This window comes from Methanopyrus kandleri AV19, assembly GCF_000007185.1.
Taxonomy (GTDB): domain Archaea; phylum JAADCQ01; class Methanopyri; order Methanopyrales; family Methanopyraceae; genus Methanopyrus; species Methanopyrus kandleri.
Genome location: NC_003551.1, coordinates 237,770 through 262,245, shown reverse-complemented (window position 1 = coordinate 262,245; position 24,476 = coordinate 237,770). Strand labels below are relative to the sequence as shown.

Below are 24,476 nucleotides of genomic sequence, written 5' to 3'. Positions count from 1 at the left end.
AGACATGGTAATAAGGATGTGGGAAGTGTGCACGGGCCTCAGCCCGAGTGCCGGTCTTCACAGATCCGACGATGCGTACCGGGGTCTCATCATCTCCGGGGGTCTGGGCGGCGTGTTCTCAGGGATCCGGGAGGGTGCAGTGCAGGTTCCCAAGTGGATCCTGGACGTGCTAACGGGGAAAAAGTTGAGGGTTCATGAGCTACGGGCTCCCGTGTGGGTGGGTCATCGTGAGCTGATGTTACTGTCTATGGACGTACGGGACGACGAGAACCCTCTGTCGCTGACTGCAGGGGTCCTGGGACTTTTCTCGGCGGCTCTGGCGGACGTGTTCACGTGGTCACGCGGTTCGGAACTCTCGTACCCGCTGACATCCGCGAACGGTGACGCGTGGCGAGTGTGCGTTGACGCGGCCGTCTTGGCGGTAATCGACGCCTTCTCGTCCGAGCTTGAGGTGTCGGTGGAGGCGTTCGTCTCCGAGGCGGGTATCCCGTGGTTAGCGACCCTCGCGAACAACGGGTTCAGGCCCGAGTCCGTGATCCGGGGTACCGACGAGGTATTCGTGGCCACGCTGCTTAACCTGCTGAAGTACGAGGTTAAGCACAGGTGTGGGGATCGCTGGAGGGACGTGTGGAGACGCCTGGACCGCTGATCAGCGCCGTGCCCTGGCGGTGGGTAGCTCCAGGAGCGTCTTGAGGTCGCTCATGTACAGATCTCGTATGTCGTCTATTCCCAACTTCAGCATCGCCAGTCGTTCGACGCCCAAGCCCCATGCTAAACACACCACGTCGGGATCGAACCCCAGGGGTTGAAGCACCTCAGGGCGGAAAATGCCCGCACCGCCTAGCTCCACCCAATCGCCTTTCTCCTCGAAGTATACCTCGGGTTCGACGGAGAGGACCGTATAGGGGAAGTAGGCGGGCCTGAACCTGACCTCTTCGAACCCCATCCGTCGGTAGAACTCCTCGAGTATCCCGAGCAAGTCCCGGAACGAGACGTCCTTGGCCAGGACTATTCCCTCACACTGATGGAACTCCGGCAAGTGCTTGTAGTCGACCGTCTCGCGCCGGTACACCCGGCCGATCGAGAACGCTTTGAGTGGAGGCCCCTCCACCTCGTACAGTTTCCGAACCGACACCGCCGTCGTGTGAGTACGAAGGACCGTCTTTCGGGCCACACCCTCGTCCCACTCGTACCCCCAACCCCTGGATCCCGTGTCGCCACCATCCTCGTGCACGGCCCGGACCTTCTCGACGACTTCCTCGTCCGGCAATTCGGCCTCGGCGGGTTCTTTCAGGTAGAAGGTGTCCTGCATCTCCCTGGCGGCGTGATCCTGCGGCTGGAACAGGGCGTCGAAGTTCCAGAAGCTGGACTCGACCAGCGGTCCGGACACCTCCACGAAACCCATCTCGAGGAAGATCCTACGTATCTCGTTGATAACCTCCTTCAGTGGGTGGCGCTTGCCGGGGAAGGTAGGACTCGTGGGTGCCTTCACGTCGTATGGCTTGAACTCCTTCTCCTTCCAAGTTCCCTCCCTCAAATGCTCGGGTTTCAGCTCCGTGATCCAGTCACGTTCCAGCACTTCTGGGGCGTGCTCCGCGACTTCCTCACCGCGTTCGGTTAGCCTGACTTTCTTGACGGTCTCCTCCCGCGCTCTCAGGACGTCACCGCGCTCACTCAACCTCTTCAGGGCCTTCTCCACTTCCTCTTCATCCATCTCTAGCTTTCTCGCAAGCTCCTCGACGGACGCGGAACCCTCAGCGGCCAACGCCTCGAGCACGGATTGATCCACGTCCTCAGGCTCCTCCTCCAGGAGAACGAGCGACGTCTCCCCGTCCTCCCTCTTGATCTCCGCCAGTCCTTTCCTCCTCAGCCATCCTAGGACGGGTCCGGCCAGCTTCCGGGGCACTCCGGCACGATCTAGGACCTCTTCCAGTCGTCCCTCACCGCCTATCTTTCTTAAGACCTCGACGATGCGGAGCTCCGGCAGCCCTTCCTCGGCGTACTCCTTTCCTTCATCACCTAACTCGTACACCTCGTGCGTTTCTTCCTCGGACTCTATCAACCCACGCTCCTCGAGCCAGTAGAGTGATCTCATAACGGGACCCAGGTCGACGTCCAGCGACTCGGCGAGTTCCTCGGGTGTTGCTTCCCCGCTTTCCGCTAAGTGAATGAGGATCCTTAAGTCGCGCTCGGTCAACCGCTCAGCCAGTTCCCGCGGGTCCACGCGGCGGACCCCCGGTTCGTTCGGCCGCTGCGACCCTGCGTGGCGGATTGGGGCGGGGTAAACCCGCCCGGGATCACGGTCGCCCCCATTCGGGGGACCTCACCCGGGCGATGTGGCCCGGACGGCTGGCGTCGGCCGGTCATCGCTGGTTACTACCGCCTCCCGACCGCCGGCTGGGTCCGGGCCGAACATTAACAATGATATCGGCGTAATGAGGTTTTCCGGCGCGGGGGAGGTCGCGTGATCCTGAAGTTCGACCACTGGTCCGGTCCGCTGTACCTGCACTGTTCGATCCGTAGGGGTGATCCTCGTAGGATAATCGAGCGCTCTTCGACGGGGGTTATCATCCAGGCGATTTCCACCGAGTACGCCGATTACCGCGTGATCGCTTCGGCCGCCTGTCGCGCCATTCGAGCGTTCGAGAGCGACCGCAACCTGGCACGGTCCCTGGACTTGGAGTTCCTGGTGAGGTTGACGGGGACCCGTCAAATCCGCGAGGCGATCGATCGGGCGGAACCGGGTGATGAGTTCGTGCTCGTCGTGGCTTCCAGGGATCGGAAAAAAGTGAGAGGGGTGTTGAAGGAATTGGAGGAAGAAGCCGAGGAGCTCGAGGAGTTCCCGGAGCGCGACGGCTACAAGGAACTACTTAGAACGGCGGCGTCCGTGGACGCCGAGGAGTAGGGCGGCGATCACCGCGGGTGTAGCCATCCCGATACCGCGGGGTGACATCCGTAGCTCGCCGCTGAACGCGGGTGTGTAAGTGGTCGTGATCGACCCCAGTAGCGGTCCCAGTATCCATCCGAACAGAGAAACTAACGGCGGTACCTGGGCTCCGAGGGCTCTGGCGACCTGCAACGTGCCTACTCGAGAGGTGACGTCCAGCGTGTTATCCGGTCCGGCCGGCCCGTAGATCACCACCAGACCACCCGGTGCGGATCCCTTGATGACCAACGTCTTGCCGTCGGTTCCCACCTGGAGGTCGGCGTTTCCTAGAGTCACCACCAGCGGGTTCTTGCCCATGAGCTCCGCGATCTTAGACGCGACGATGGAGTTGATGGGGTTGCTCCCGACCGCGTAGACCACTATCGCGGCCCCTTCATCGACCATCAGGGGTAATCCGTTGATCTCGGCGGTCCGACCTCCTCGTGGGTAGCATTCCACCTTCACCTCGGTATTCTCGAGCAGCTTCTGTAGGTCCTCCGAGGACTCGACGCTGAGGTCCGCCAGTTTCTCGACCTCTTGGAGTCCACCGTGGAGCGTGAGCTCGACCACTATCAGGTTGTAGATATTATCGGTCGTTTCTATCGTGAACTTGCGATGCTCGGTATCCACTGAAACCTTCACACCGGAGCCGTCGTTGGGATAATCGTACGAGAACACCGCTCGTATGGGTAGGTTCAGCGCCCGATCGAGGAGCTCCACACTCCCCACGACGTATACGTGTGCTTCCGGGTAAGGTATCTTGTAGCTGAGATGAAGTTCCCCCTCGGTCCGCAGTTGTTGGAGGATCTGGGGTAGGTCCGACGGTGGGGTACCAGTTTCCCCGACATACCATAGATCCACATCGATCTCACACGCTGCGAGCTTCAACCCCTGCGTCTTCTCCTTCAACTTCTCCAGAACGTCCGAGGTGTCGTCGAACTTTTTCAGTGCGCCGAGCAGATCTTTGATGGGTTCGTTTTGACCGGCCAACGGATCTAGATCCTCACGCAGTTCCTTCAGCCCGTTGATGAGCTTATCCACCTCGACGGGCTCAACTTCCTCCGGTCCTCTGTACGACACCTTGATACGGCCCGTCATCACGTACGAACCCGATGCGTACAGCGTGATCTCCTTCGTACCCTGGAAGTCGGGATTCTGTATCAGACTTTCGACCTTCGATTCGAATTCTTCATTCACACATGTTGCCGCGATGGGAAGCGTGAGACACGCCAAGGACGCCAGCAGGATGTGTCGAAAGAACGTCACGGTACGGCCCCTCCCCACCCGTATCCCTGCGAGTTTAAAGTCCCACCGATTCCCGGCGCGGTTTTCGGCCACGTACGAGGACAGTTGCTCTAACGCTTTCAATGGAGATCGATGTCACTTATGATCACGCAAATTGATCGGTAGGAGGTAACTTATGGGGTTTAAGTTCGGGGAATAGCGCTGAAATTTGTCAAATAATAAGCTTTTTCTTATGTGGACAAAGGAGCTCCGGAGGGCGTCTATGGGAGAGTGGAAACCTAAAATCATAGCTTTCTGCTGCAATTGGTGCTCGTACGGAGGAGCGGATACCGCTGGCGTTGGTAGGATGCAATATCCTCCAAGTACTCGAATTATTCGGGTGATGTGCTCGGGACGAATAGAACCATCTCTTGTTTTAAAAGCGTTTAGAGAAGGTGCTGATGGAGTGTTCGTAGGAGGATGTCACTTGGGAGATTGTCATTACCAATCAGGTAATTACAAGTGGTGGAGAAGGGCCGAGTTATTGAAGAAATTTTTAGCCGAAATAGGCATTGAACCTGAGCGTTTCAGATACGAGTGGATTTCAGCTTCGGAGGGTGAGAAGTTCGCTGAGGTTATGACTGAGTTTCATCAGACGTTGTTAGAGCTGGGACCATTGGAACTCCGTGAGAGGTTGAAAAGGCTGTGAAGGGGGTGGTGCGTTTGGTGAAGATCGCCACGACGTGGTTGTGCTGTTGCTCCGGTTGCCACGTCTCGGTGTTGGACCTCCACGAGCGGCTTCTGGACCTCCTGGGCGACGCCGAGCTGGTTCACTGCCCCGTGCTCATGGATACCAAGGAGATCCCCGAGGATGTGGACGTGGTCCTGATCGAGGGTGGTATCAGGAACGAGGAGAACGTAGAGGTAGCGGAGGAGTTCAGGGAGCGTGCGGAGATCGTCGTGGCGGTGGGTACCTGCGCCTGCTACGGCGGCGTCCCGGGACTGGCCAACCTGTACTCCAACGAGGAGCTCCTGAGGACCGTCTACGTGGAAACCGCCAGCACGGAGAACGAGGACGGTGTGATACCGTCCGAAGACGTCCCAGAGTTAACGTGGCGCGTTCGCCCGCTCTCCGATGTCATCGACGTCGATTACGAGTTACCCGGCTGCCCCCCGGAGCCCGACCTGATCGCGGACGCGGTCACAGCGATCCTCGACGGACGCGAACCCGAGCTCTCGACGACGAACCTCTGCGAGGAGTGTCCTCGGAAGAAGGAAGAGACCGTGATCCACGAGATCCGCCGCCCGGTCGAGGGTGAGCCCGATCCGGACCGGTGCTTGCTGGAGCAGGGTTACCCGTGCATGGGACCCGCTACACGGGCGGGGTGCGGGGCACGCTGTCCCGAAGCCGGGGTACCGTGTGCGGGTTGTGCGGGACCGGCCGGAGAAATCCCCGACCAAGGTGCGGAGATGATGTCCGCGATCGCCTCGATCTTCCGGGCCGATGTGGACGACGTCGACCCTTCCGAGCTCGTGGAGTCCGTCCCTGACGTGGTAGGCTGGTTCTACCGGTTCACGCTCGCCGGCTCGCTGATGCCGTTCAGGGTGGATAGGGAGTGAGGGGGGTCGGTACGTTGTCGGAGATGGTAGTGAACGTCGAGCCGGTCACCAGGGTGGAGGGTCACGGTAAGATCGTGGTCGAGTTCGACGAGGACGGGAACCTGAAGGACGCCAGATTCCACGTGGTCGAAGTCCGCGGTTTCGAGAAGTTCCTCGAAGGAAGACCGATCGAGGACGCCCCGATACTGACGCCGAGGATCTGTGGGATATGTCAGGTGGCCCATCACCTCGCCAGCGCCAAGGCCGCCGACGAGGTCTTCGGCGTGGAGCCTCCGGAGCCGGCTCGGAAGCTGCGGGAGCTGATGCATCACGCCGCGACGGTGCACAGTCACGCGCTCCACTTCTACTTCCTCGCGGCACCGGACCTGGTCAAACCCGAAGAGGAGGATCCTATGAAGCGCCATGTCCTCGCACTGGCTAGGGAGAACCCCGAGGTCGTGAAGTGTGCCATCGAGCTGAGGAAGATAGGACAGACGATAGTGGAGGCGGTCGGTGGCAAGCCCATACACCCCGTCACCGCCGTTCCGGGCGGCGTATCTAAGCCCTTGGAGGAGGACCGACGGGAGGAGCTCCTCGAACTCGCTAGGAGCGCGGTCGAGCTGGCGGAGCGCACCGTCGACTTGGCCGAGGAGCTAACCCGGCGCCTCGAGGAGGAGGGACTGCTCGAGCTCGGATATCTGGAGTCTTACCATATGGGGATGGTCAGCGACGGCGTGCACGAGTTGTACGACGGTGTGATCCGCGTCGTGGATCCTGAGGGCAACGTCGATAGGGAGTTCGAGCCGTCGGAGTACCTCGATCACATCGCCGAGGCCGTGCGACCGTACTCCTACCTCAAGTTCCCGTACCTGCGCGACAAGGGCGAGGAGGAGGGACTCTACCGGGTCAACACGCTCTCCCGTCTCAACGTGTGCGACAGGATGGCCACGCCCAGGGCTCAGGGGCGTTACGAGGAGCTCGTCGACGAGTACGGGAAACCGTGCCACCACCCGATGCTGTATCATTACGCGAGGACGATCGAGCTGCTGTCGTCGGCCGAACGCTGCGTCGAGCTGCTAGAGGACGACGAGATCACGGGTGACGATGTCCGAGAGGAGGTGGATCCGGACGACGTCACGGGCGAGGGTATCGGCTGCGTGGAGGCACCGCGTGGGACGCTGATCCACCACTTCAAGACGGACGAGGAAGGGCTCATCACCGAGGTCAACCTGATCGTCGCCACGGTCCAGAACAACCCCGCCATGGACCTCGGCGTCAAGAAGGTCGCTGAGGAGTACCTGAGGAGTCCCGAGGACGCCTCCCCCGAGGTCCTCAACCGGATGGAGATGGTGATCCGGGCTTACGACCCCTGCCTGTCTTGTGCGACCCACGTACTCGGCGAGCGTCCCAGGCTCACGCTCGAGGTTCACCGCGCCGGTAGGCTAGTTCGGATTGTGGAGGGGTGATGGTGGTTGGCGGAGGAAGAGCCGCGCATCGGCGTCTACGTGTGCCACTGCGGCGTGAACATCGCCGGCGTCGTCGACGTCAAGGAAGTGGCCGAGTTCGCCAAGACGCTGAAGAACGTGGTCGTGGCGCGCGATTACAAGTACGTGTGCTCCGACCCGGGTCAAGAGATCATTCAACGCGACATCGAGAAGTACGATCTGAACCGTGTCGTCGTGGCGGCCTGTTCGCCCAGGCTACATGAGCCCACGTTCCGACGGTGCGTCGAGGAGGCCGGGTTGAACCCCTACTGCTTCGAGATGGCGAACATCAGGGAGCACTGCTCATGGGTTCACATGGACGATCCGGCCAGGGCCACGGAGAAAGCTAAGGACCTCGTCCGCATGGCGGTGGCCAAGGCCCGGCTGCTCGAGTCCCTCGAGACCATCAAGGTGGACGTGACCGACCGCGCCCTGGTCATCGGGGGCGGAGTCTCCGGGATTCAGGCGGCCCTGGACCTCGCGGACATGGGCTTCGAGGTCATCCTGGTCGAGAAGGAGCCGTCCATCGGGGGCAGGATGGCCCAGCTGGACAAGACGTTCCCCACGAACGACTGCTCCATCTGCATCTTGGCACCGAAGATGGTGGACGTGTCCAAGCATCCCAACATCAAGATGTACACCTACGCCGAGGTCGTCGAGGTGGACGGGTACGTGGGCAACTTCACGGTGAAGATCGAGAAGAAGCCGCGGTACGTGGACGAGGACGCGTGCACGGGCTGCGGCGCGTGCGCGGAGGTCTGCCCGATCGAGGTGCCCAACGAGTTCGACGAGGGCCTGGGGATGAGGAAGGCCATCTACAAGCCGTTCCCGCAGGCGGTCCCGTCGGTGTTCACGATCGACGAGGAGCACTGCATCCGATGCGGTCTCTGCGAAGAGGTATGCGACGCCGACGCGATAGACTTCGATCAGGAGCCCGAGATCGTCGAGGAAGAGGTCGGTGCTATCATCTGCGCCATCGGATACGACACGTGCGACCCGACCGAGCGCGAGGAGTACGGGTACGGCGTCTACGACAACGTGATCACGTCGATAGAGCTGGAGAGGCTCATCAACGCCTCGGGACCCACCGGTGGCAAGGTGGTGAGGCCCAGTGATGGAAAGAAACCGAAACGTATTGCATTCATCCAGTGCGTTGGCTCACGTGACCCGCACAGGACCAATCCGTACTGCTCCAACGTTTGCTGCATGTACGCGATGAAGTTGGCGCAGCTGATCCGGGAGAAGTACCCGGAGACACAGATCGATATCTACTACATGGACGTGCGGGCGTTCGGTAAGGGTTACGAGGAGTACTACGAACGCTCGCAGAAGCAGTACGGCATCCGGTTCATCCGCGGCCGGCCCGCGGAGATAGTCGAGGACCCGGAGACCAAGAACCTCATCGTGCGTGCCGAGGATACGCTGCTCGGCGACGTGGTCGAAAGGGAGTACGACTTGGTGGTGTTGTCCGTAGGTATGGTGCCGCGGGACTCGGCCGACGTCATCCAGGAGGTCCTCAGTATTTCACGTTCGCCGGACGGTTTCTTCATGGAAGCACATCCGAAGTTGCGGCCCGTGGACACGGCGATCGACGGTATCTTCCTGGCCGGAGCGTGTCAAGGTCCGAAGGACATACCCTCCTCGGTCGCCCAGGGTTCTGCCGCCGCGGCTCGCGCCGCCACGGCATTGGCGGCCGGTGAGGTGGCCGTAGAGCCCATAGTATCGGAGGTGGACGAGGAGATCTGCGGCGGTTGTGGTACCTGCGTGGAACTCTGTCCGTACGGTGCCATAGAACTCGTCGAGAAGGACGGGAAGCTCGTGGCCGAAGTCACGGCCGCTTTGTGCAAGGGATGCGGGACCTGCGCGGCGGCGTGCCCGAGCGGTGCCATGGAGCAGAACCACTTCAAGACCGAGCAGTTGTACAAGCAGATCGAGGGGGCCTTCAGGGACCCCGCTTAGCCTCCTCACTCCCTCAGTTCTTCGCACAGGGCCTCCGGTATCGCCCTGGTGAGCTCGTGTATCCTAGTTGTCGGAGTCGCGTTCGCGATTTCACCGAGCCTCCGGTTCACCCTACAGCCGATCACGCACGCCTCCTCGGTTCCGAACCCCGCGGCGATGAGTGCGGCGACGATCCCCGTGAGCGTGTCGCCCGTACCCCCGATGCACTCCATGGCCTCGACGAGGGGCTCATCGACGGTCTCCACCACTTCACCCCGGTGGACGACGTGGTCACGCCTCCCCTTAACCACCATATAATCCGGGACTTGGTCCTCCTCGTAGGCACGTCTCACCAGGCTCGGAACCTCCTCCTCGTCGACTTCAGCGATGAACCCTCGAACGTAGGCCGGATGATGGGCCTTCTCGTCCGCGAGGAACGCGAGTTCTCCGGGGTCCGGCAGGAACAGGTGAAACTCGGGTCCGATACCCGCGGCCTTGGCGGCGTACATCCCTCCGGCGTCCGCGATGACCTTGCCTGACGTATCGACGCGTCGGATCTCGTCTATCTTCGGCTTGATGTAGTGGATCACGAGCACGTCATCGTCGACCTCCCTCAGGCGACGGTAGATCTCGAGACTACCGTCCCCTTCTCCCAGATCCCCCGCGGTGATAAGCCGTGGTTCATCCTCACCCAGGAACTCCAGAACACGGGCCGCCGCGGCGGCCAGTGCGGCGGTCCCCATGGAAACGGGTATCTCACGACCGGCGACGCGTATTCGATCGTCCAGCGGCTCGACCTTCCCCTCCACGGGGCCGAGACCTTCGATCGGAACCGTACCCGCGATGATCAACTTCCCTCCCCTAAGAGTACTTCCTTGGCCTTCCTCACGGCTTTGTCCAGGGTGTACGCGCAGAGCGTGTATCCCAAGCTCGCCGGCATCGAGTTCTCCGACAGCTCGAGAACGTTCTTGCCCACGAGTTCATGCGCCAGGTAAGGGACGTCGGGACACCCTCCACCCGACACGTTCACTATCGTCCCGTCCCGATCCACGGTCACCTTCATGTTGCCGCATCGGACCATGATGTATCCGTCGACCTCCTTGACGCGAACCAGCTCGATGGGCTTGAGGGAAGGGTCCTCGAGTGATACGAACTTCAGCGGTTCCACACCGATCTCCTCGAGCGTTCGGCGCACGCCTACCTCGTCGACGAGGTCGTACTCGATCGCCAGGTCGCACCCCTCGCGGATCTCCGGCGGTGGGGCCACCGCCCGGACGTCGTATCCGGCCTCCTTGAGGGTCCTCTCCGCCTTCATCGCGTCCCTGGCGCTTTCGAAGACGATCAGGCCCTTACCCTCGCGCTCGTCTGACGGTCCCTCATCCCGGGAAAACGCGGAGCGGAGGCGGGAGAGGAGCCCCATTTCCATCCCCTCACTTCGGCGGCCCGAAGATCGGCACGATGCAGGCGTGGAAGAACACCGCACCGACGAACACCCCTAGCAGGTACGCCATCGCAGTCACGTTGCCCTCGGCCGCCATCACGTAGTTCCTGAACGGACAGCCACCCTGAACCACCGACAGGAAACCCACGCCGAGACCGCCTATCACCGTCACCGCCGCGTGGGCGGCGAACCCCGGCTTCTTGCCGAGGACGTCACCCGGGATGGCGGACGCTCCCTTGTACAGGAACCACGGGAACTTCTTGATCATACCCGCGGCTCCGAACACCACCAGCCCGAAGAAGGCACCGATGAGGAACCCGATCAGGCCCTGCACGAGCCACGTGTCGCGTAGTAGGTACACGTCTCGGATTCCTCCTATGAAGCACATCGCGGACCGCTGGCCCAGGTAGCCGATCAGCACGCCGAACGCGAGCGTCCCGATGGCGTGCAGGTACTCCGCCACGCTCCGTTCCCCCCTCACGCCTTTCTCTTGAGGTAGAACTCGGCGCCCAGTATCACGCCGACGGCTATGGAGATCAGTCCGAGGAGCGCTACGACGTCCCCGTACATCGTCCTCAGGCTCGTTCGGATCGGACAGCCACCCATGAAGAGTGCGAAGTTGATGACCAGGAAACCGAGCACGAACCCTAGAATCGGATGGTGGGTCCTCCGAATCCTGAACTCGCCGTGGGCGAACGCCGCGATCAGTGCCCCGATGAAAATACCCACGACGGTCAGCACCGGGAAGGGTTTGGAGACCGGCGCCATCCCGAGCGTGGTTCCCGCGGCATGGTTCACTATCCAGTTCACCAGGTCCCTGGTGTGGCACGCTATACAGATCCCGTACGCCGGTGGTGGGCTGACCTTGAAGACCGCCTGCAGTATCGCGGCGGAGACGCCGGCTACCAGTCCCGTAACCAGCGGTGATACTCTGGCCATGCTTCGTCTCCCCCGGTGCGGCCAGCCGGTATCGCATCCCGTTATAATCAGTGCTCTTTCCGGTATCAAAACGACATTAGAGTACTTGATGAAGAGTCCTGTGATGGTATGAAATTCGGTAATAGCTATCGAATGAATCACCCAACGACGTCAAGGCGATGTACGTGGAGAAATCAACCGGGGACAAACCGTGCGGGTCCTCGGCGTGGACGCGGGATCTTCCCACCTGAAGTGTGCGATCGTGGAGGACGGCTCGCTCGAGGACCATACCGTGGTGGAGTCGACAGGTCCCGTGAAGAAAGTGCTACGGCGTGCCCTAGATGAGCTAGGCGCGGGCATCGACGAGTTCGACGTCACGGCCGTCACGGGATACGGTAGGGAGGCTCTGAGCGACGAGTTCGATGAGACCGTGCCCGAGCTTCCTGCGGTCGCCCTAGGTGCCTCCCAGCTGGTCGAAGGTGCCAGGACGGTGATAGACGTGGGCGGTCAGGATACCAAGGTGATGAAAGTGGAGGACGGCAAGGTCGTGGACTTCCAGGTGAACGACAAGTGTGCGGCCGGTACCGGGAGGTTCGTCGAGAACGTGTGCCGGCGGCTCGGGATCGAGATGTCGGAGGTCGACGAGCACGCGAGCGGCGCGGACGATCCCGTGAAGATCAACTCGATGTGCGCGGTCTTCGCGGAGACGGAGGTGATCTCGCTGGTGAACCGCGGGATCGACGTCGAAAGGATCCTGCTGGGCGTCCTCGACTCCGTGGCCGAGCGCGTCGCCACCATGATCGACAAGGTGTCGCCGGAGCCCGAGGTGGTGCTGGTCGGCGGCATGGCACGCTGTCGGGTCTTCGCCGAGCTCCTCTCAGACAGGCTGGAGATGGGGATAAACGTACCTAATGAAGCCCACGTAGCCGGAGCATTTGGGGCTGCTTTATGGGTATTAGAAAAATGAATATTGGGCTTGTTGCGCCCTTTATGAACACGAATAACCATTGAACTCCGGGATTAATAACTTTCAAAAGCTGAGACGATCACGGCGTTTACGGGGGTCATATTGGGTCGTAAAGTGATCAAGGATGTGGTCTGTCCGTTCTGTGGTACGCTGTGTGATGATCTAGAGGTGGTCGTGGAGGACGGTGAGATCGTGGAAGTACGGCATGCTTGTAGGATCGGTGCTGCGAAGTTCTTGACGGCGCAGGAGGATCATCGTCACACCGAGCCGATGATCAAAGAGAACGGAGAATGGAAGAAAATCGACTACGAAGACGCCGCAGAAGAGACGGCAAGAATACTTGTTGAGGCGAAATGGCCTCTGATGTATGGCTGGTCTTCAACGCTATGTGAAGCACATGAAGTTGGGATAGAGATTGCAGAAAAAGTTGGAGCTGTGATAGATAATACCGCTTCAGTGTGTCATGGACCGTCAACACTTGGATTGCAAGACGCCGGTGTTCCTAGCTGTACATTGGGTGAAGTGAAGAATCGAGCGGACGTCATCATCTACTGGGGTTGCAACCCTATGCACGCCCACCCGCGGCACATGAGCCGTTACACCGCCTTCACCCGCGGCTTCTTCCGACCGAAGGGTCGTGAGGATCGTACTATCATCGTCGTGGACCCGCGGAGGACCGCTACGGCCGAGCTAGCGGACGTCCACCTGCAGGTTAGACCCAACGAGGACTATGAGCTGATCAGCGCGCTCCGGGCGGCTGTTCACGGGATCGAGATCGAGCGCGAGGAGGTGGCGGGAATTCCGGTGGAAGCCGTGCACGAGGTCGCTGACCTGATCAAGGAGGCCAGCTTCGGCACACTGTTCTGGGGCATGGGCATCACGATGTCCCGGGGTCGTCATCGGAACATCGACAACGCGATCTGCTTGATCCGAGATCTGAACGAGTACGCGAAGTGGACTCTGATCATGATGCGAGGTCACTACAACGTGACCGGCTTCAACGAGGTGCTCACGTGGACTACGGGCTACCCGTTCGCCGTGGACTTCAGCCGTGGGTACCCGCGGTACAACCCAGGCGAGTTCTCCGCGGTGGACGTACTGATCAGGGGAGAAGTGGACGCCGCCTTCGTAATCGCCAGTGATCCGGGTGCGCACTTCCCGCGGAAGGCTGTGGAGCACATGGCTAGGATCCCGCTCGTGTGCGTGGACCCGCACTGGACGCCGACCGCCGAACTCGCCGACCTGTACGTGCCCGTAACCATCGCCGGCATCGAATGGGAAGGCACCGCCTACCGAATGGACTCAGTACCCATCAGGATGCGCAAGGTCGTCGAACCACCCGAAAGCATGCTCAACGACGTAGAATTCCTCGAAATGGTCATAGAAAAGGTCGAGGAGATGGTGTGAGCGGGCCCTAGGCGATCGACTCCAAGAACGTCTCGATCCTAGTTTTCAGTTGTTCCACGTCCTCCTCGCTGTAGTCGGATTCAAGTTTTAGTGCAGGGATTCCTTCTTCTCTCAGCCTACTTTCGATCTTTGAGTGTTCCACAGCGTACGGTTGACAGAATTTAAGGTTATACAAAATCACCCCATCACAGTTCCACTCTTTGTATTTCTTAATAATATCTTTAACTCTTTCATCGTTCGGTGTGAAGATAGCACATTTCGTTTCCATGTATGCCTCCGCAATATTCTTAATAAGATCTTCAACGTCGTCTCCTTCTGTGCTGACCTCCCGTTCAAAGTACCTGGTGCCCGTGCACGACTCCTCACAAACTACCACCGCGCCGCAGGACTCCACGACGTAAAGCAGCTTCCAGTGTGGAATCGGCATCGGCGTGCCGGCTACGAGAATTCTCGGTGCTTCCTCGGCGACACCTTCGCCTTCTTCCACCCGTTTTTCGAGCTCTTCGTTGAGTTCGTTTACCTTCTCTGTGAATCTATCTACATCATCGTAGAACGCTATCTGGGCTATCAAGTTCGCGTCACGTCCGCTTATAGGTGCTGGGTCGTGCTTCCTGAGCTCGTATAACTTTCTAAAGGCTTCCCGCTTGGCGTTCACACGTTCTATAGCATCTAATAATGACTCATAGGTGATTTCGTTCCCGGATAGTTCCTCTACGAACTCCTTGAATTTAATCAGTTGCTCGTGCCAGTACTCGAGACCCTCTTCATCTTTCACCTGCGGCATTTCCATCACGTAGACATCCTTGTGTTCTGACATTATCTCGTACATCTTCTTCTTGCCGTCGCAAGTGTTCTCGCCGACGATTACCGTCGCGACTTGGCAGTAAGGGCACAGTCTGGATACCAGGAAGCCGAAGGACGATTTGATCAACGGGCACAGGTCGCGTGGGAGGTACTTTTCGGCGTCCGGGATCGGGAACTCCGCTCCGCCACATAACCCTACGCAAACACCGCCCGCGGCGAGGACGATCTCCTCCGGCACGTAGACGCAGAACGTCCCTAGGATCGGTTTACCCTCCTGTCTCATCTCGTACAGCTCCCGGACTCGTGCGCCGTGGATATCGGCGACTACCTCGTCGAAGTAGGACATACGCTCGGGACGGTTTTCCTGACTCAGGAAGATCTCTTCGTACACCTCCGGCAGGGCTTCGAGCAACTCATCATGCCGCTCTAGGTCGATTCCGAGCTCTTTCCAAATCTCTCTGATATCCAACAAGATCCCCTCGGCTCGACACTTTCTCACTTATTATTAAATCGAATTCCTGCATTACACTAATGGAGTTCGTGGTTAAATATGACCATTAACTGACCTTATACCCATTGAGAATTGTAGGGAACAAATCCGAATACCTATCGCATGGGTTGAGTCGGGGGTGACCTGGATGGTCGAGTACGACGAAGAGCTGGACGTTCGGGGTAAGATCTGTCCCATGCCCGTGCTCGAAACTAGGAAGAAGCTGGAGGAGATGAGCGAAGGGGAGGTCCTGAAGGTCGTCGGCGATTACCCTCCCGCGAAGGACAACATCCGGAGGTTCGCCGAGGAGAACGGGCACGAGGTCCTGGACGTGGAGGAGGGAGAGGACCACTTCGTGATCTACATCAAGAAGAAGGGCTAGCCCGCCACTGATATAGCATCCTTTTCGGGCCGCTCTTTAGGGGGTACCGATTGGCGGAGGAGAACGAGGAGCGGGAAGTCGGCGTGGAGAGGGCTTCTTCAGAAGAGCTGAAGGAAACAGGGGGTAAGACGCGGGAAGAACTCATCGAGGAGGCCGCAGAGGAAGTCGAGATGACCGAAGCCGGTCGTATAGAGCGTGCCGACTACGCCGTATGTTCCGCGTGCGGTGGACCGATCGCTCCCGGCGAGCGTGCGGTTTCCCATCCGTGCCCGAAGTGCGGTGAGGTCGTGATCACCCGATGCCAGAAGTGTAGGAGGTTGGGCAACCGGTACCAGTGTCCCAACTGCGGCTTCATAGGTCCTTAAGGGGGTGATAGTGGTGTCGAAAGTACTCGTGGACCTGAAAGTCCTCCCGGAGAGTGCCGATGTGGACTACGAGGAACTCAAGGAGGCCATCCGCGAGAAGCTCGAGTCCATGGACGTCGTGGACATCGAAGGCATGGAGGAAGAACCTATCGCCTTCGGGCTGAAGGCGATCAGAGTGAAGGTGGTAGTGCCGGACGCCGAGGGAGGTACCGACGCGCTCGAGGACGCTCTCAAGGAGGTCGACGAGGTCAATCAGGTCGAGGTGGTGAGTGCCAGTCGCACCCTCTGAGCGCCCCGTGGGGAAACGTTATTGGAGTCGAAACATTTGCGCTTTCTACGTGTCCTGGAGGAGGTGGTTTCCGATCTCCCCGAACGCGTCCTTCGGCGACTATGTCGCCTGCACGACATCCGCGGACACCGTGGTGATACGAGGCTCGAGCACTCGTTGAAGGTGGCTTACCTGTGCTGGCGACTGTCGGGGAAGTTCAGAGTCGACGGCAAAATCGCCCTCGAATCGGGGTTACTGCACGACATCGGTTACGGAATTCCGAGATGCCCACTCTGTAAGCTCGACCCGGGCGGCCACTGTGGTATCTGTCACTGGAGAACCGGGAGCGAGCTCCTGGAAGAGGTGAACGTCGACCCCGCCGTTGTTCGGGCTGTCAGGCGTCATATGTTCCCGTACGGTCCGCCGCCCAGGACTCCGCTGGACTGGTGCGTGTGGACTTCGGACAAGTTGGAGTCGGTGCTGTCCTTCCTAGGCTTTAGGGTCTTACCTGACCCGGTACTCAAGCGTGCCGTGAGCGCGATTTACACGCTCTCGTGACCGCATCGTGAATCCCTTGGGCCAGTATCGGCTCCTCGAGTGAGAGCAGGTAGTCGCCCTCACCGAACTTACCCAAGAAAAACTCGCGGCGGTCCGCTGAGAGCACTATTAAGGTGTTTCGGGGTTCGATATCGATGGGTGCCTTCACATCGGGTTCCAGTTCGTCGGCGACCTCGGACCCTTCCTTAGCCCTAAGGATCATCAAACCTTCCATCCGCCGAAGCGACTCCAGGAGCCAGCGTGGCAGATTGCGGCCTAAGTGGACGATGCAGGCTATGTCTTCCGACGATCTTAGCACTTCTGCGAGCGTTTCCCTGGCGGACTTACCGTGATACGTGCGGGCCACGGTCTCGCGTTCCGCTCTGTATATCTCGGAAAGTTTCCTCACGGCGACCTTGGCGTGTTCCTCCAGCTCACGTCGGATCCTGTTCAGCTCTTGCTCCAGGGCTCGCTTCACCGCGACGTCCGGGGATACCGGTCGGTAGGTGGTAGGTCTGGCGCTCCGGTCGGCTTCCACCCATCCCTTGTCTTCCAGCGATCGTAGGACGGAGTAAACCTTCGAGTACGGGATCTCGACTCCCTCGCTCACCTCCCGTGCGTTGGCCTCACCGGCGCGGACCAGGTACAGGTACACCCGCGCCTCTCGTTCGGACAATCCCAGCTCGGAAAGATGTTTCAGGAGGGACACGGGCGTTAGAACTCCCTCATCTTATCCAGCAGTATCTTCCGCTCTACCCGGGCTACGATCCGCCGGATCTGGGGCACCGCGTCGATGTTCGCCGAGATGCTGTCGATGCCCGCTTTCACTAGTATCTCGGCCATCTTCGGGTCGCTACCCGCCTGACCGCAGATGCTCGTCTTCACTCCAGCCTCCTTGCACTCGTTGATGACGTGTTTGATCAGCCGGAGTACTGCCGGGTGCTTCTCGTCGTAGAGGTATGCCACCTTGTCGTTGTTCCTGTCGACCGCCAACGTGTACTGGGTGAGGTCGTTGGTACCGAGGCTCACGAAGTCGAGGCCTACTTCGATGAATTCGTCGATTAGTACCGCGGCGGCAGGTGTTTCCACCATCATTCCGAACTCGACCTGACGATGCGGTTTGAGCCCTACTTCCTTGGCGATCCGCTTAGCGCGGCGCAGTTCTTCGGGGTGCTGTACCAACGGAATCATCACGCCGATGTTATCGTAACCCTCCTGGTGGAGGCGGCGGATAGCCTCGAACTGACACTCGAGAGTCTCCCGCTCCTCGAGATCGCGACGAATACCTCTCCAACCGAGCATCGGGTTGGTTTCTTCGGGCTCCCGCTCACCACCTTCGAGCTCGCGGAACTCGTCGGTCGGAGCGTCCAGGGTTCTGACCCATACGGGCTTCGGGTAGAAGGCGTCCGCGACCTTGCGGATCCCGTCCATCAACACTTGCACGAGTTTCTCGCGCTCACCCTCCTCGATGAGCTTGCGGGGATGTACTCCCACGCCCAGGATCATGTGTTCGATACGGAGCAATCCGACACCGTCGGCTCCCGTCTTAGCGGCACGCTCCGCGGCTTCGGGCATGCTGACGTTAACCTTGATCTCCGTAGCGGTCACTGGCTCAGCGGCCGGGCGCTCCACCACGATCTCCTTCTCTTCCCGCTCCTCCTCTTCCTCCTCGGCACGGAGGGCCTTGCGCACGTCACCCTCGTACACGACTCCACGCTCTCCGTCGACCGTTACCACCTGCCCCTCCTCGAGGACCTCCGTGGCGTTGCCCGTACCGACCACACACGGGATTCCCAGCTCTCGCGACACGATCGCGGCGTGGCATGTGATTCCGCCTTCGTCGGTGACTATGGCCGACGCCTTCCGCATCGCCGGGACCATGTCCGGTGTGGTCATCTTGGTGACCAGGACGTCCCCTTCCTCCACCTTGTCGATCTCGTCCACGTCCATCACGATCTTGACTTCGCCCGTACCGATCCCCGGGCTGGCCCCTAGGCCGCGGACGAGGATCTTGCCCTCCAACTCTTCCGCCTCTATCTCTTCCTCTCCGCCCTTCTCCTCTGGTATTGTGGTGACCGGACGCGACTGCAGCACGTATACTTCGTCGTCCTCGATGGCCCACTCGATATCCTGCGGGAACCCGTAGTGCTCCTCCACGGCTACTCCGATCTCCGCCAGTTCCTTGATCTCTTCGTCCGTCAGCTTCCTAGCGTCGCGTTTATCCTCAGGCACCTCGGCCTTGACCGTCTCCCCTGTTTCCGGGTCCTTCGTGTACATCCACTCCTGCTCGGATATCTGCTCCTCGATGACCTCGAACGTGTTCTTGTCGACGATGTAGGTGTCGGGAGTGACTTCCCCACTGACTACGGCCTCGCCGAGACCCCACACGGCTTCGATCACCATCTTGTCCCGCTCGCCGGTGTAGGGGTGGACCGTGAACATTACTCCTGACTTCTCCGAATCTACCATCTTCTGGACGACGACGGCGATCGAAACGTCCAGATGCTCGAACCCTTGCTCCTCCCGGTAAGCCACGGCCCGAGGGGTGAATAGGGACGCCCAACACTTCTGCACGTACTTCACGACGTCCTCCTCACCTTGGACGTTCAGGAACGTCTCCTGCTGGCCCGCGAAGGAAGCTTCCGGTAAGTCTTCGGCGGTCGCCGACGAGCGGACAGCTACGAACTCCTCTTCCTTACCGACCTTCTCGCAGAGCTCCCGGTAGGCTTTCACGATCTCCTCACGGATCTCCTCCGGCATTTCGACCTCAACGATCAGCCGCTGAATCTCCTCCGCGGCCTCCTGAAGCTCGTCGTTGTCGGACAGGTCGTGGGAGGAAAGTATTTCCTTTATCTTCTCCTTCAGGCCAGTGCGCTCGAGGAACTCATCGTAGGCTGTGGACAGGACCACGAAGCCGGGCGGGACTGGTAGTCCCGCCTGCGTCATCTCGCCCAGGTTCGCGCCCTTGCCTCCGGCGACGTCGACGTCATCCTTCGATATCTCCTCGAACCACCGGACGTACTTCACGGTGGGCCCCCCTCAGCACGGATCGGTATCGCATCAGTCCTGAACCAGTTCTTCACCCTTGTCGACCACTATGGTGAACGGGAACGGGAACTTCATGCCCGCGCGGCGCAGGGCCTCCTTGGCGTGCTCGAAGTTCTCCGGGTCGATCCGGACCGTAACCACGCGCTGACCCTCACGCACCCTGGCCGCCGTACCGATCGGCTTCCCGAAGGCCAGTCGCATTCCCTCCTGAACTCGGTCCGCTCCGGCTCCCGTGGCCAGTGGGTTCTCGCGCAGAACGTGGTGGGGGTACACTCGGATCTTCAGGTGGTAGTTCTGCCTACCCACGGTCTTGGTCAGGTAACGGTTCGCGGCGACACGGGCCGCCTCGAGCGCGTTGTGCGTGACCTGGGCGCGTTCCCTGGCCACCAGTGATACCTCTACGTCGAAGTCACCCGCCGGATTCCCCATGTCGAACTGCTGGATTTTTGGGTCCGGGACTCCCTTGATGTATTCCCTTCGCGTGTACGCCGGACCCTTCCACTCCCGGTAGATCCGGGCCGGACGGTTCACCATCGCTACCCACCCCCGCCACCCGCTTCGTAGAGATTTTAAAACGGTAACGTGCCTGTTACGCTCAGGGATGATCGTATGCGTGCTAGCGCCATCGCGACCCTCCTAGTAGCGATGGTAGTGATCCCGATAGCCTCAGCGGCGGAACTCCAGACGTCGGCGACCACTGAAACGGCGCCTACAGCGACCGTCAAGCCGTCTGCAGGCGCAGATGCAGGCTCAGATGTGGGTGTCAGCGTCGTCGGTGTACCGCTCACGATCGGAACGGATGAAACAAAGTCAACCTCCACGACGGGATCCGCCAACGTCACTACGACGATACCACCCGAGTACTACAGCTTGGCCAGCGGCTTGACGCAGTCGCTGTGTGACGCGTTGAGCAATGGTGTGGCTGCGGTGATCGATTGCCTCCGCGGTCAAGCCTACCATGAGCCACGACCCGAGGACATAGTGTTCGCCGTAGTACTGTCAGCGGTCAAGGCGGTAGTGAACCAGAAACTACACGAGGAATCCTTCCAGAAGCCGCTGAACGAGTTCCATCTGATGCTGGTCCAGTTCATCGGCCCGAACGCGACGTTGATGCAGCTACTGAGCGCGGTGACGGCGGAGCTTCAGGTGAACTTGAAGGAGGCGATCAAATCGTTCGGCCCGATAGCAATGTTATATGATCGTGTAGAAAATGCCCTTAAGAGCGCCAGTGGCAACGAGAAGAGCGCCTACGAGAGCGCCAAAAGCGAGCTGGACAACATGGTGAACAACCTGACCAAGTACGCCTCCGATATCTTCTGTATGCTACTCTCGAAGTGTTTCCCCGGACTTCAGCTCTAACGCCCTTGTGTCTCCCCTCCAATCTCCCCGATTTCCGCCTCCAATATCCCAACGCTTATAACTCGGACATCGTGTGACCGGGCGTGGCCACAACGGCATAGGGGGTGAGAACCAGTGGGCGACAAGGACGACGTCAGGATAGGCGTGTTCGTGTGCCACTGCGGTGTGAACATCAAGGCGTCCGTCGACGTCGAAGAGGTCGTTGAGTACGCCAAGAAACTGCCCGGCGTCGTGTACGCGACGGATTACCCGTTCTTCTGCGCCGATCCGGGTCAGGAGATCATCCAGGAAGCCATCAAGGAACACGACCTCGACCGAGTAGTCGTGGCAGCTTGTACGCCGAAGATCCACGAGAACACGTTCAGGAACTGCGTCAAGGAGGCCGGATTGTCGCCATACTACATGGAGATGGTAAACATCCGAGAGCACTGCTCGTTCGTGCACATGCAGGAGCCGGAGAAGGCCACGGAGAAGGCCAAGGACCTAATTCGGGCGGCAGTGGAGCGTGCTAAGCGGCTCGAGGACGTGCCGACGAAGGAGGTGGAGGTCGAGAACAGCGTTCTCATCATCGGTGGTGGTATCGCCGGGATCCAGGCGGCCCTGGACCTCGCGGATCAGGGCTTCAAGGTGTACCTGGTGGAGAAGGAGCCGACGATCGGAGGCAACATGGCACGGCTGGCGAAGACGTTCCCGACCGACGACTGCGCCATGTGAATCCTGGCTCCGAAGATGGTGCAGGTGGGTAACCACCCGAACATCGAGATGATCACTTACGCCGAGGTCAAGGACGTGGACGGCTACATCGGTAACTTCGAGGTAACGATCGAGAAGAAGCCGCGGTACGTGGACGAGGACGCGTGCACGGGCTGCGGAGTCTGCGCCGAGGTCTGTCCGATCGAGGTGCCCAACGAGTTCGATCTGGGAATCGGCACCAGGAAGGCGATCTACGTGCCGTTCCCGCAGGCGATGCCGTTGGTGTACACGATCGACATGGAGCACTGCATCCAGTGCGGCCTGTGCGAGGAGGCGTGCCCACAGGACCCGCCGGCGATAGACTTCGACCAGGAGCCGGAGGAAATCAGGCTGAAGGTCGGCACGATCATCGTGGCGACCGGTTACGAGGAGTTCGACGCGAGCAAGCTCGAGGAGTACGGCTACGGTAAGTACGACAACGTGATCACCACGCTGGAGCTGGAGCGGATGATCAACCCCGCCGGTCCGACGGAGGGTCACGTGATCCGACCGAGCGACGGCAAGGAGCCGCACAGGATCGTGTTCATCCACTGTGTCGGATCGCGGTGCCCGGGCAAGGAGGAGAAGGGTGAGGCGTACTGCAGCAGGATCTGCTGTATGTTCATCCTCAAGAACGCGCAGCTGATCAAGCAGCACGAGCCGGACGCGGAGGTCTACTGCTGCTACATGGACGTGCGGGCGTTCGGTAAGGGTTACGAGGAGTACTACGAGCGTGCCCAGAAGCAGTTCGGTGTGCGCTTCATCCGAGGTAGACCGGCCGAGATCGTCGAAGACCCGGAGACCAAGAACCTCATCGTGCGCGTCGAGGACACGCTCACCGGCGAGCCGATGGAGATCGAGGCGGACCTCGTGGTGCTGGGCTGCGGTCTAGTGGCGCCGGAGGAGACGTACTCCAAGCTCGCCGACATCCTGGGCATCGACAGGTCGCCGGACGGGTTCTTCAAGGAGCTACACCCGAAGCTAGAGCCGGTCAGCACGAAGGTCCGCGGCGTCCAGATCGCCGGTGTAGCTCAGGGTCCGAAGGACATCCCGGACACTGTGGCCCAGGCGAAGGGTGCCGCCAGCGAGGCCAGCATCCCGATGTCCCAGGGTAAGGTCGAGATCGAGCTGATCACCGCGACCGTGGACGAGGACGTCTGCGGCGGCTGCGGAGCGTGCGCGCAGGTGTGTCCGTTCGACGCCATCGAAATGGTGGAGAAGGACGGTAAGAGGGTCGCCGAGGTGCAGGACGTGGCCTGCCAGGGCTGCGGACAGTGCGCCGCCGCGTGCCCGAGCGGTGCAATGCAGCTACGCTACTACCGGGACGAGCAGCTGATGCCACAGATCGAGGCGCTGCTGGCGGAAGCACTCGAGGAGGAAGAGGAGGAGTAACGGAAGGCCTCAAGATCACGAGTCCCCGATGACCCCGCCCCCGAAGGGCGAAAGCCCAGGGGGTGGGGGATGGGGCCCACGCCCGGCGCGAATCGTTATGATATTCGTAACAATTTACGGCATGGGACCGCCGAGTTTTAACGCTTCCCGAGGACCGACACGCCGACGCTCCGACAGGGGGTGCCGCCACTTGACCGTACGTGCCGGTGTTATCGGCGTCGGCATGATGGGATCACACCACGCCCGGGTGTACCACGAGCTCGAAGAGACGGAGCTGGTGGCGGTCTGTGACGTCAACGAGCGCAGGGTCAAGGAGGTCGCCAAGAAGTACGACGTCAACTGGTACACCGACCATCGGAAGATGCTTCAGGAGGAAGACCTAGACGGCGTCAGCATCTGCGTCCCGACGAAGTACCACGCGGATATCGCCGTTGACGCGTTGGAAGCGGGTGTGCATGTTCTCGTCGAGAAACCGATCGCCGATACGATCGAGAACGCCAGACGCATCATCGACGCCGCGGAGGACCACGGGTTGAAGCTCGCGGTCGGCCACATCGAGCGGTTCAACCCGAGCGTGATGAAGGCTAAGGAAGTCGTCTCAAGGGGTGACTTGGGCGATATCGTAGTCATGTCGGCTAAGCGGGTCGGGCCGTATCCACCCAGGATCCGGGACGTGGGTGTCATCGTGGACCTCGCCGTGCACGACATCGACGTGATGCGCTACCTGGCCGAAACCGAGGTGGAGGAGGTGTACGCCGCGGCCGGTTCTGCCATCACCCGAACTCAGGAGGATTACGCCGAGGTTATGCTCCGGTTCGAGGGAGATCCCACCGGACTGATAGAGGTGAATTGGCTCACCCCGCACAAGGAACGGAGGCTCGAGGTGACAGGTCGGGAGGCTATCCTGGAGATTCAGTACATAGAACAGGAGCTCCGGTTGATGGATCGGGAGGGTGTTAAACGGTTCAATATACGGAAGGAAGAACCTCTGAAACTGGAGCTTCGGGACTTCGCCGAATCCATATTAGAAAATCGAGATCCCCTCGTCGACGGCGAAGCGGGACTTCAAGCCCTCCGTACGGCCGTGGCGGCCCTCAAGTCTGTGAAGGAGGATCGACCCGTCTCGCTGGAGGAAGTCGAATGACCGAGCTTTTCCCATAACCGACAATATTATAAAACGGGGATCGGCCGGGTC

At 60.2% G+C, this 24,476-nt stretch carries 25 protein-coding genes; 15 read left to right on the top strand and 10 right to left on the bottom strand.

The features are described from left to right. Positions 1 to 16: 16 nt before the first annotated feature. A complete protein-coding gene (locus MK_RS01420; protein ID WP_148679435.1) occupies positions 17 to 649 on the top strand; it encodes a hypothetical protein in 633 nt (210 codons plus the stop codon). Here MK_RS01420 and MK_RS01415 read toward each other — a convergent pair whose 3' ends face one another. Further along, positions 650 to 2,224 (bottom strand): phenylalanine--tRNA ligase subunit alpha, encoded by a 1,575-nt coding sequence (locus tag MK_RS01415; protein ID WP_011018643.1) that lies wholly within the window; start codon positions 2,222 to 2,224, stop codon positions 650 to 652. A gap of 240 nt (positions 2,225 to 2,464) precedes the next feature. Here MK_RS01415 and cgi121 point away from each other — a divergent pair, with 240 nt between their 5' ends. Next, a complete protein-coding gene (gene cgi121, locus MK_RS01410; protein ID WP_011018642.1) occupies positions 2,465 to 2,905 on the top strand; it encodes a KEOPS complex subunit Cgi121 in 441 nt (146 codons plus the stop codon). Here the strand turns inward: cgi121 and MK_RS01405 are convergent. Next, entirely contained in the window at positions 2,867 to 4,192 is a 1,326-nt protein-coding gene (locus MK_RS01405; protein WP_148679433.1) for a hypothetical protein, read from the bottom strand. The genes cgi121 and MK_RS01405 overlap by 39 nt on opposite strands. 241 nt (positions 4,193 to 4,433) lie before the next feature. Here MK_RS01405 and MK_RS01400 point away from each other — a divergent pair, with 241 nt between their 5' ends. The 4 genes from MK_RS01400 to MK_RS01385 are packed head-to-tail and all read left to right on the top strand — an operon-like array spanning position 4,434 to position 9,192. Next, positions 4,434 to 4,859: a hydrogenase iron-sulfur subunit gene (locus tag MK_RS01400; RefSeq protein ID WP_011018640.1), complete on the top strand. Its 426-nt coding sequence runs from the start codon at positions 4,434 to 4,436 to the stop codon at positions 4,857 to 4,859. 14 nt (positions 4,860 to 4,873) lie between these two features. Continuing rightward, positions 4,874 to 5,770, top strand: coding sequence for a F420-nonreducing hydrogenase (locus tag MK_RS01395; RefSeq protein WP_148679432.1), 897 nt, complete (start codon positions 4,874 to 4,876; stop codon positions 5,768 to 5,770). 23 nt (positions 5,771 to 5,793) lie between these two features. Continuing rightward, entirely contained in the window at positions 5,794 to 7,215 is a 1,422-nt protein-coding gene (locus MK_RS01390; protein ID WP_148679902.1) for a Ni/Fe hydrogenase subunit alpha, read from the top strand. Positions 7,216 to 7,221: 6 nt separating this feature from the next. Next, complete coding sequence (locus tag MK_RS01385) at positions 7,222 to 9,192, top strand: CoB--CoM heterodisulfide reductase iron-sulfur subunit A family protein (protein WP_011018637.1); 1,971 nt, start codon at positions 7,222 to 7,224, stop codon at positions 9,190 to 9,192. A gap of 5 nt (positions 9,193 to 9,197) precedes the next feature. On the opposite strand, the gene MK_RS01380 is transcribed toward MK_RS01385, so the two are convergent. Genes MK_RS01380 through MK_RS01365 form a run of 4 tightly spaced genes read right to left on the bottom strand, consistent with a single transcriptional unit; the run spans position 9,198 to position 11,551 of the window. Beyond that, positions 9,198 to 10,022, bottom strand: a complete 825-nt coding sequence (locus MK_RS01380) for an NAD(P)H-hydrate dehydratase (protein ID WP_148679431.1) — start codon at positions 10,020 to 10,022, stop codon at positions 9,198 to 9,200. Continuing rightward, on the bottom strand, positions 10,019 to 10,591 hold the full coding sequence (locus MK_RS01375) for a DUF3343 domain-containing protein (RefSeq protein WP_148679430.1): 573 nt from the start codon (positions 10,589 to 10,591) through the stop codon (positions 10,019 to 10,021). The genes MK_RS01380 and MK_RS01375 overlap by 4 nt, the downstream gene beginning before the upstream one ends. A gap of 10 nt (positions 10,592 to 10,601) precedes the next feature. Then, positions 10,602 to 11,075, bottom strand: coding sequence for a YeeE/YedE family protein (locus tag MK_RS01370; protein ID WP_011018634.1), 474 nt, complete (start codon positions 11,073 to 11,075; stop codon positions 10,602 to 10,604). Between the two features lie 14 nt (positions 11,076 to 11,089). After that, complete coding sequence (locus MK_RS01365) at positions 11,090 to 11,551, bottom strand: YeeE/YedE thiosulfate transporter family protein (RefSeq protein ID WP_011018633.1); 462 nt, start codon at positions 11,549 to 11,551, stop codon at positions 11,090 to 11,092. Between the two features lie 190 nt (positions 11,552 to 11,741). Here MK_RS01365 and MK_RS01360 point away from each other — a divergent pair, with 190 nt between their 5' ends. Both MK_RS01360 and MK_RS01355 read left to right on the top strand, forming a co-directional pair. Continuing rightward, positions 11,742 to 12,497 carry an acyl-CoA dehydratase activase gene (locus tag MK_RS01360; RefSeq protein WP_011018632.1) on the top strand — a complete coding sequence of 252 codons (756 nt, stop codon included), beginning with the start codon at positions 11,742 to 11,744 and terminating at the stop codon, positions 12,495 to 12,497. A gap of 102 nt (positions 12,498 to 12,599) precedes the next feature. Beyond that, positions 12,600 to 13,904, top strand: a complete 1,305-nt coding sequence (locus MK_RS01355) for a formylmethanofuran dehydrogenase subunit B (RefSeq protein ID WP_011018631.1) — start codon at positions 12,600 to 12,602, stop codon at positions 13,902 to 13,904. A gap of 7 nt (positions 13,905 to 13,911) precedes the next feature. On the opposite strand, the gene MK_RS01350 is transcribed toward MK_RS01355, so the two are convergent. Next, complete coding sequence (locus MK_RS01350) at positions 13,912 to 15,180, bottom strand: double-cubane-cluster-containing anaerobic reductase (RefSeq protein ID WP_148679428.1); 1,269 nt, start codon at positions 15,178 to 15,180, stop codon at positions 13,912 to 13,914. Between the two features lie 166 nt (positions 15,181 to 15,346). Between MK_RS01350 and MK_RS01345 the strand changes: the two genes are divergently transcribed. The 4 genes from MK_RS01345 to MK_RS01330 are packed head-to-tail and all read left to right on the top strand — an operon-like array spanning position 15,347 to position 16,771. After that, positions 15,347 to 15,580, top strand: a complete 234-nt coding sequence (locus tag MK_RS01345; protein WP_011018629.1) for a sulfurtransferase TusA family protein — start codon at positions 15,347 to 15,349, stop codon at positions 15,578 to 15,580. Positions 15,581 to 15,630: 50 nt separating this feature from the next. After that, positions 15,631 to 15,945 carry a zinc finger domain-containing protein gene (locus MK_RS09230; protein WP_226988653.1) on the top strand — a complete coding sequence of 105 codons (315 nt, stop codon included), beginning with the start codon at positions 15,631 to 15,633 and terminating at the stop codon, positions 15,943 to 15,945. Positions 15,946 to 15,958: 13 nt separating this feature from the next. After that, positions 15,959 to 16,234: an elongation factor 1-beta gene (locus MK_RS01335; protein WP_148679427.1), complete on the top strand. Its 276-nt coding sequence runs from the start codon at positions 15,959 to 15,961 to the stop codon at positions 16,232 to 16,234. A gap of 36 nt (positions 16,235 to 16,270) precedes the next feature. Next, positions 16,271 to 16,771 carry an HD domain-containing protein gene (locus MK_RS01330; RefSeq protein WP_158295870.1) on the top strand — a complete coding sequence of 167 codons (501 nt, stop codon included), beginning with the start codon at positions 16,271 to 16,273 and terminating at the stop codon, positions 16,769 to 16,771. Here the strand turns inward: MK_RS01330 and MK_RS01325 are convergent. Genes MK_RS01325 through MK_RS01315 form a run of 3 tightly spaced genes read right to left on the bottom strand, consistent with a single transcriptional unit; the run spans position 16,734 to position 20,332 of the window. Further along, a complete protein-coding gene (locus tag MK_RS01325) occupies positions 16,734 to 17,459 on the bottom strand; it encodes a TrmB family transcriptional regulator (protein WP_011018625.1) in 726 nt (241 codons plus the stop codon). The two genes, MK_RS01330 and MK_RS01325, sit on opposite strands and share 38 nt — an antisense overlap. Positions 17,460 to 17,464: 5 nt before the next feature. Further along, positions 17,465 to 19,777: a phosphoenolpyruvate synthase gene (gene ppsA / locus MK_RS01320; protein ID WP_011018624.1), complete on the bottom strand. Its 2,313-nt coding sequence runs from the start codon at positions 19,775 to 19,777 to the stop codon at positions 17,465 to 17,467. 33 nt (positions 19,778 to 19,810) lie between these two features. Next, on the bottom strand, positions 19,811 to 20,332 hold the full coding sequence (locus MK_RS01315) for a 50S ribosomal protein L16 (RefSeq protein WP_011018623.1): 522 nt from the start codon (positions 20,330 to 20,332) through the stop codon (positions 19,811 to 19,813). A gap of 75 nt (positions 20,333 to 20,407) precedes the next feature. On the opposite strand from MK_RS01315, the gene MK_RS01310 reads away from it, so the two are divergent. The 3 genes from MK_RS01310 (at position 20,408) to MK_RS01300 (ending at position 24,425) form a co-directional block, all read left to right on the top strand. Beyond that, complete coding sequence (locus MK_RS01310; protein WP_011018622.1) at positions 20,408 to 21,157, top strand: hypothetical protein; 750 nt, start codon at positions 20,408 to 20,410, stop codon at positions 21,155 to 21,157. Positions 21,158 to 21,271: 114 nt separating this feature from the next. Next, the gene (locus MK_RS01305; protein ID WP_011018621.1) at positions 21,272 to 23,281 is read left to right on the top strand and encodes a CoB--CoM heterodisulfide reductase iron-sulfur subunit A family protein; all 2,010 of its coding nucleotides are present in this window, start codon (positions 21,272 to 21,274) and stop codon (positions 23,279 to 23,281) included. A 190-nt stretch (positions 23,282 to 23,471) separates the two neighbouring features. Next, a complete protein-coding gene (locus tag MK_RS01300) occupies positions 23,472 to 24,425 on the top strand; it encodes a UDP-N-acetylglucosamine 3-dehydrogenase (RefSeq protein ID WP_011018620.1) in 954 nt (317 codons plus the stop codon). Positions 24,426 to 24,476: the final 51 nt, after the last annotated feature.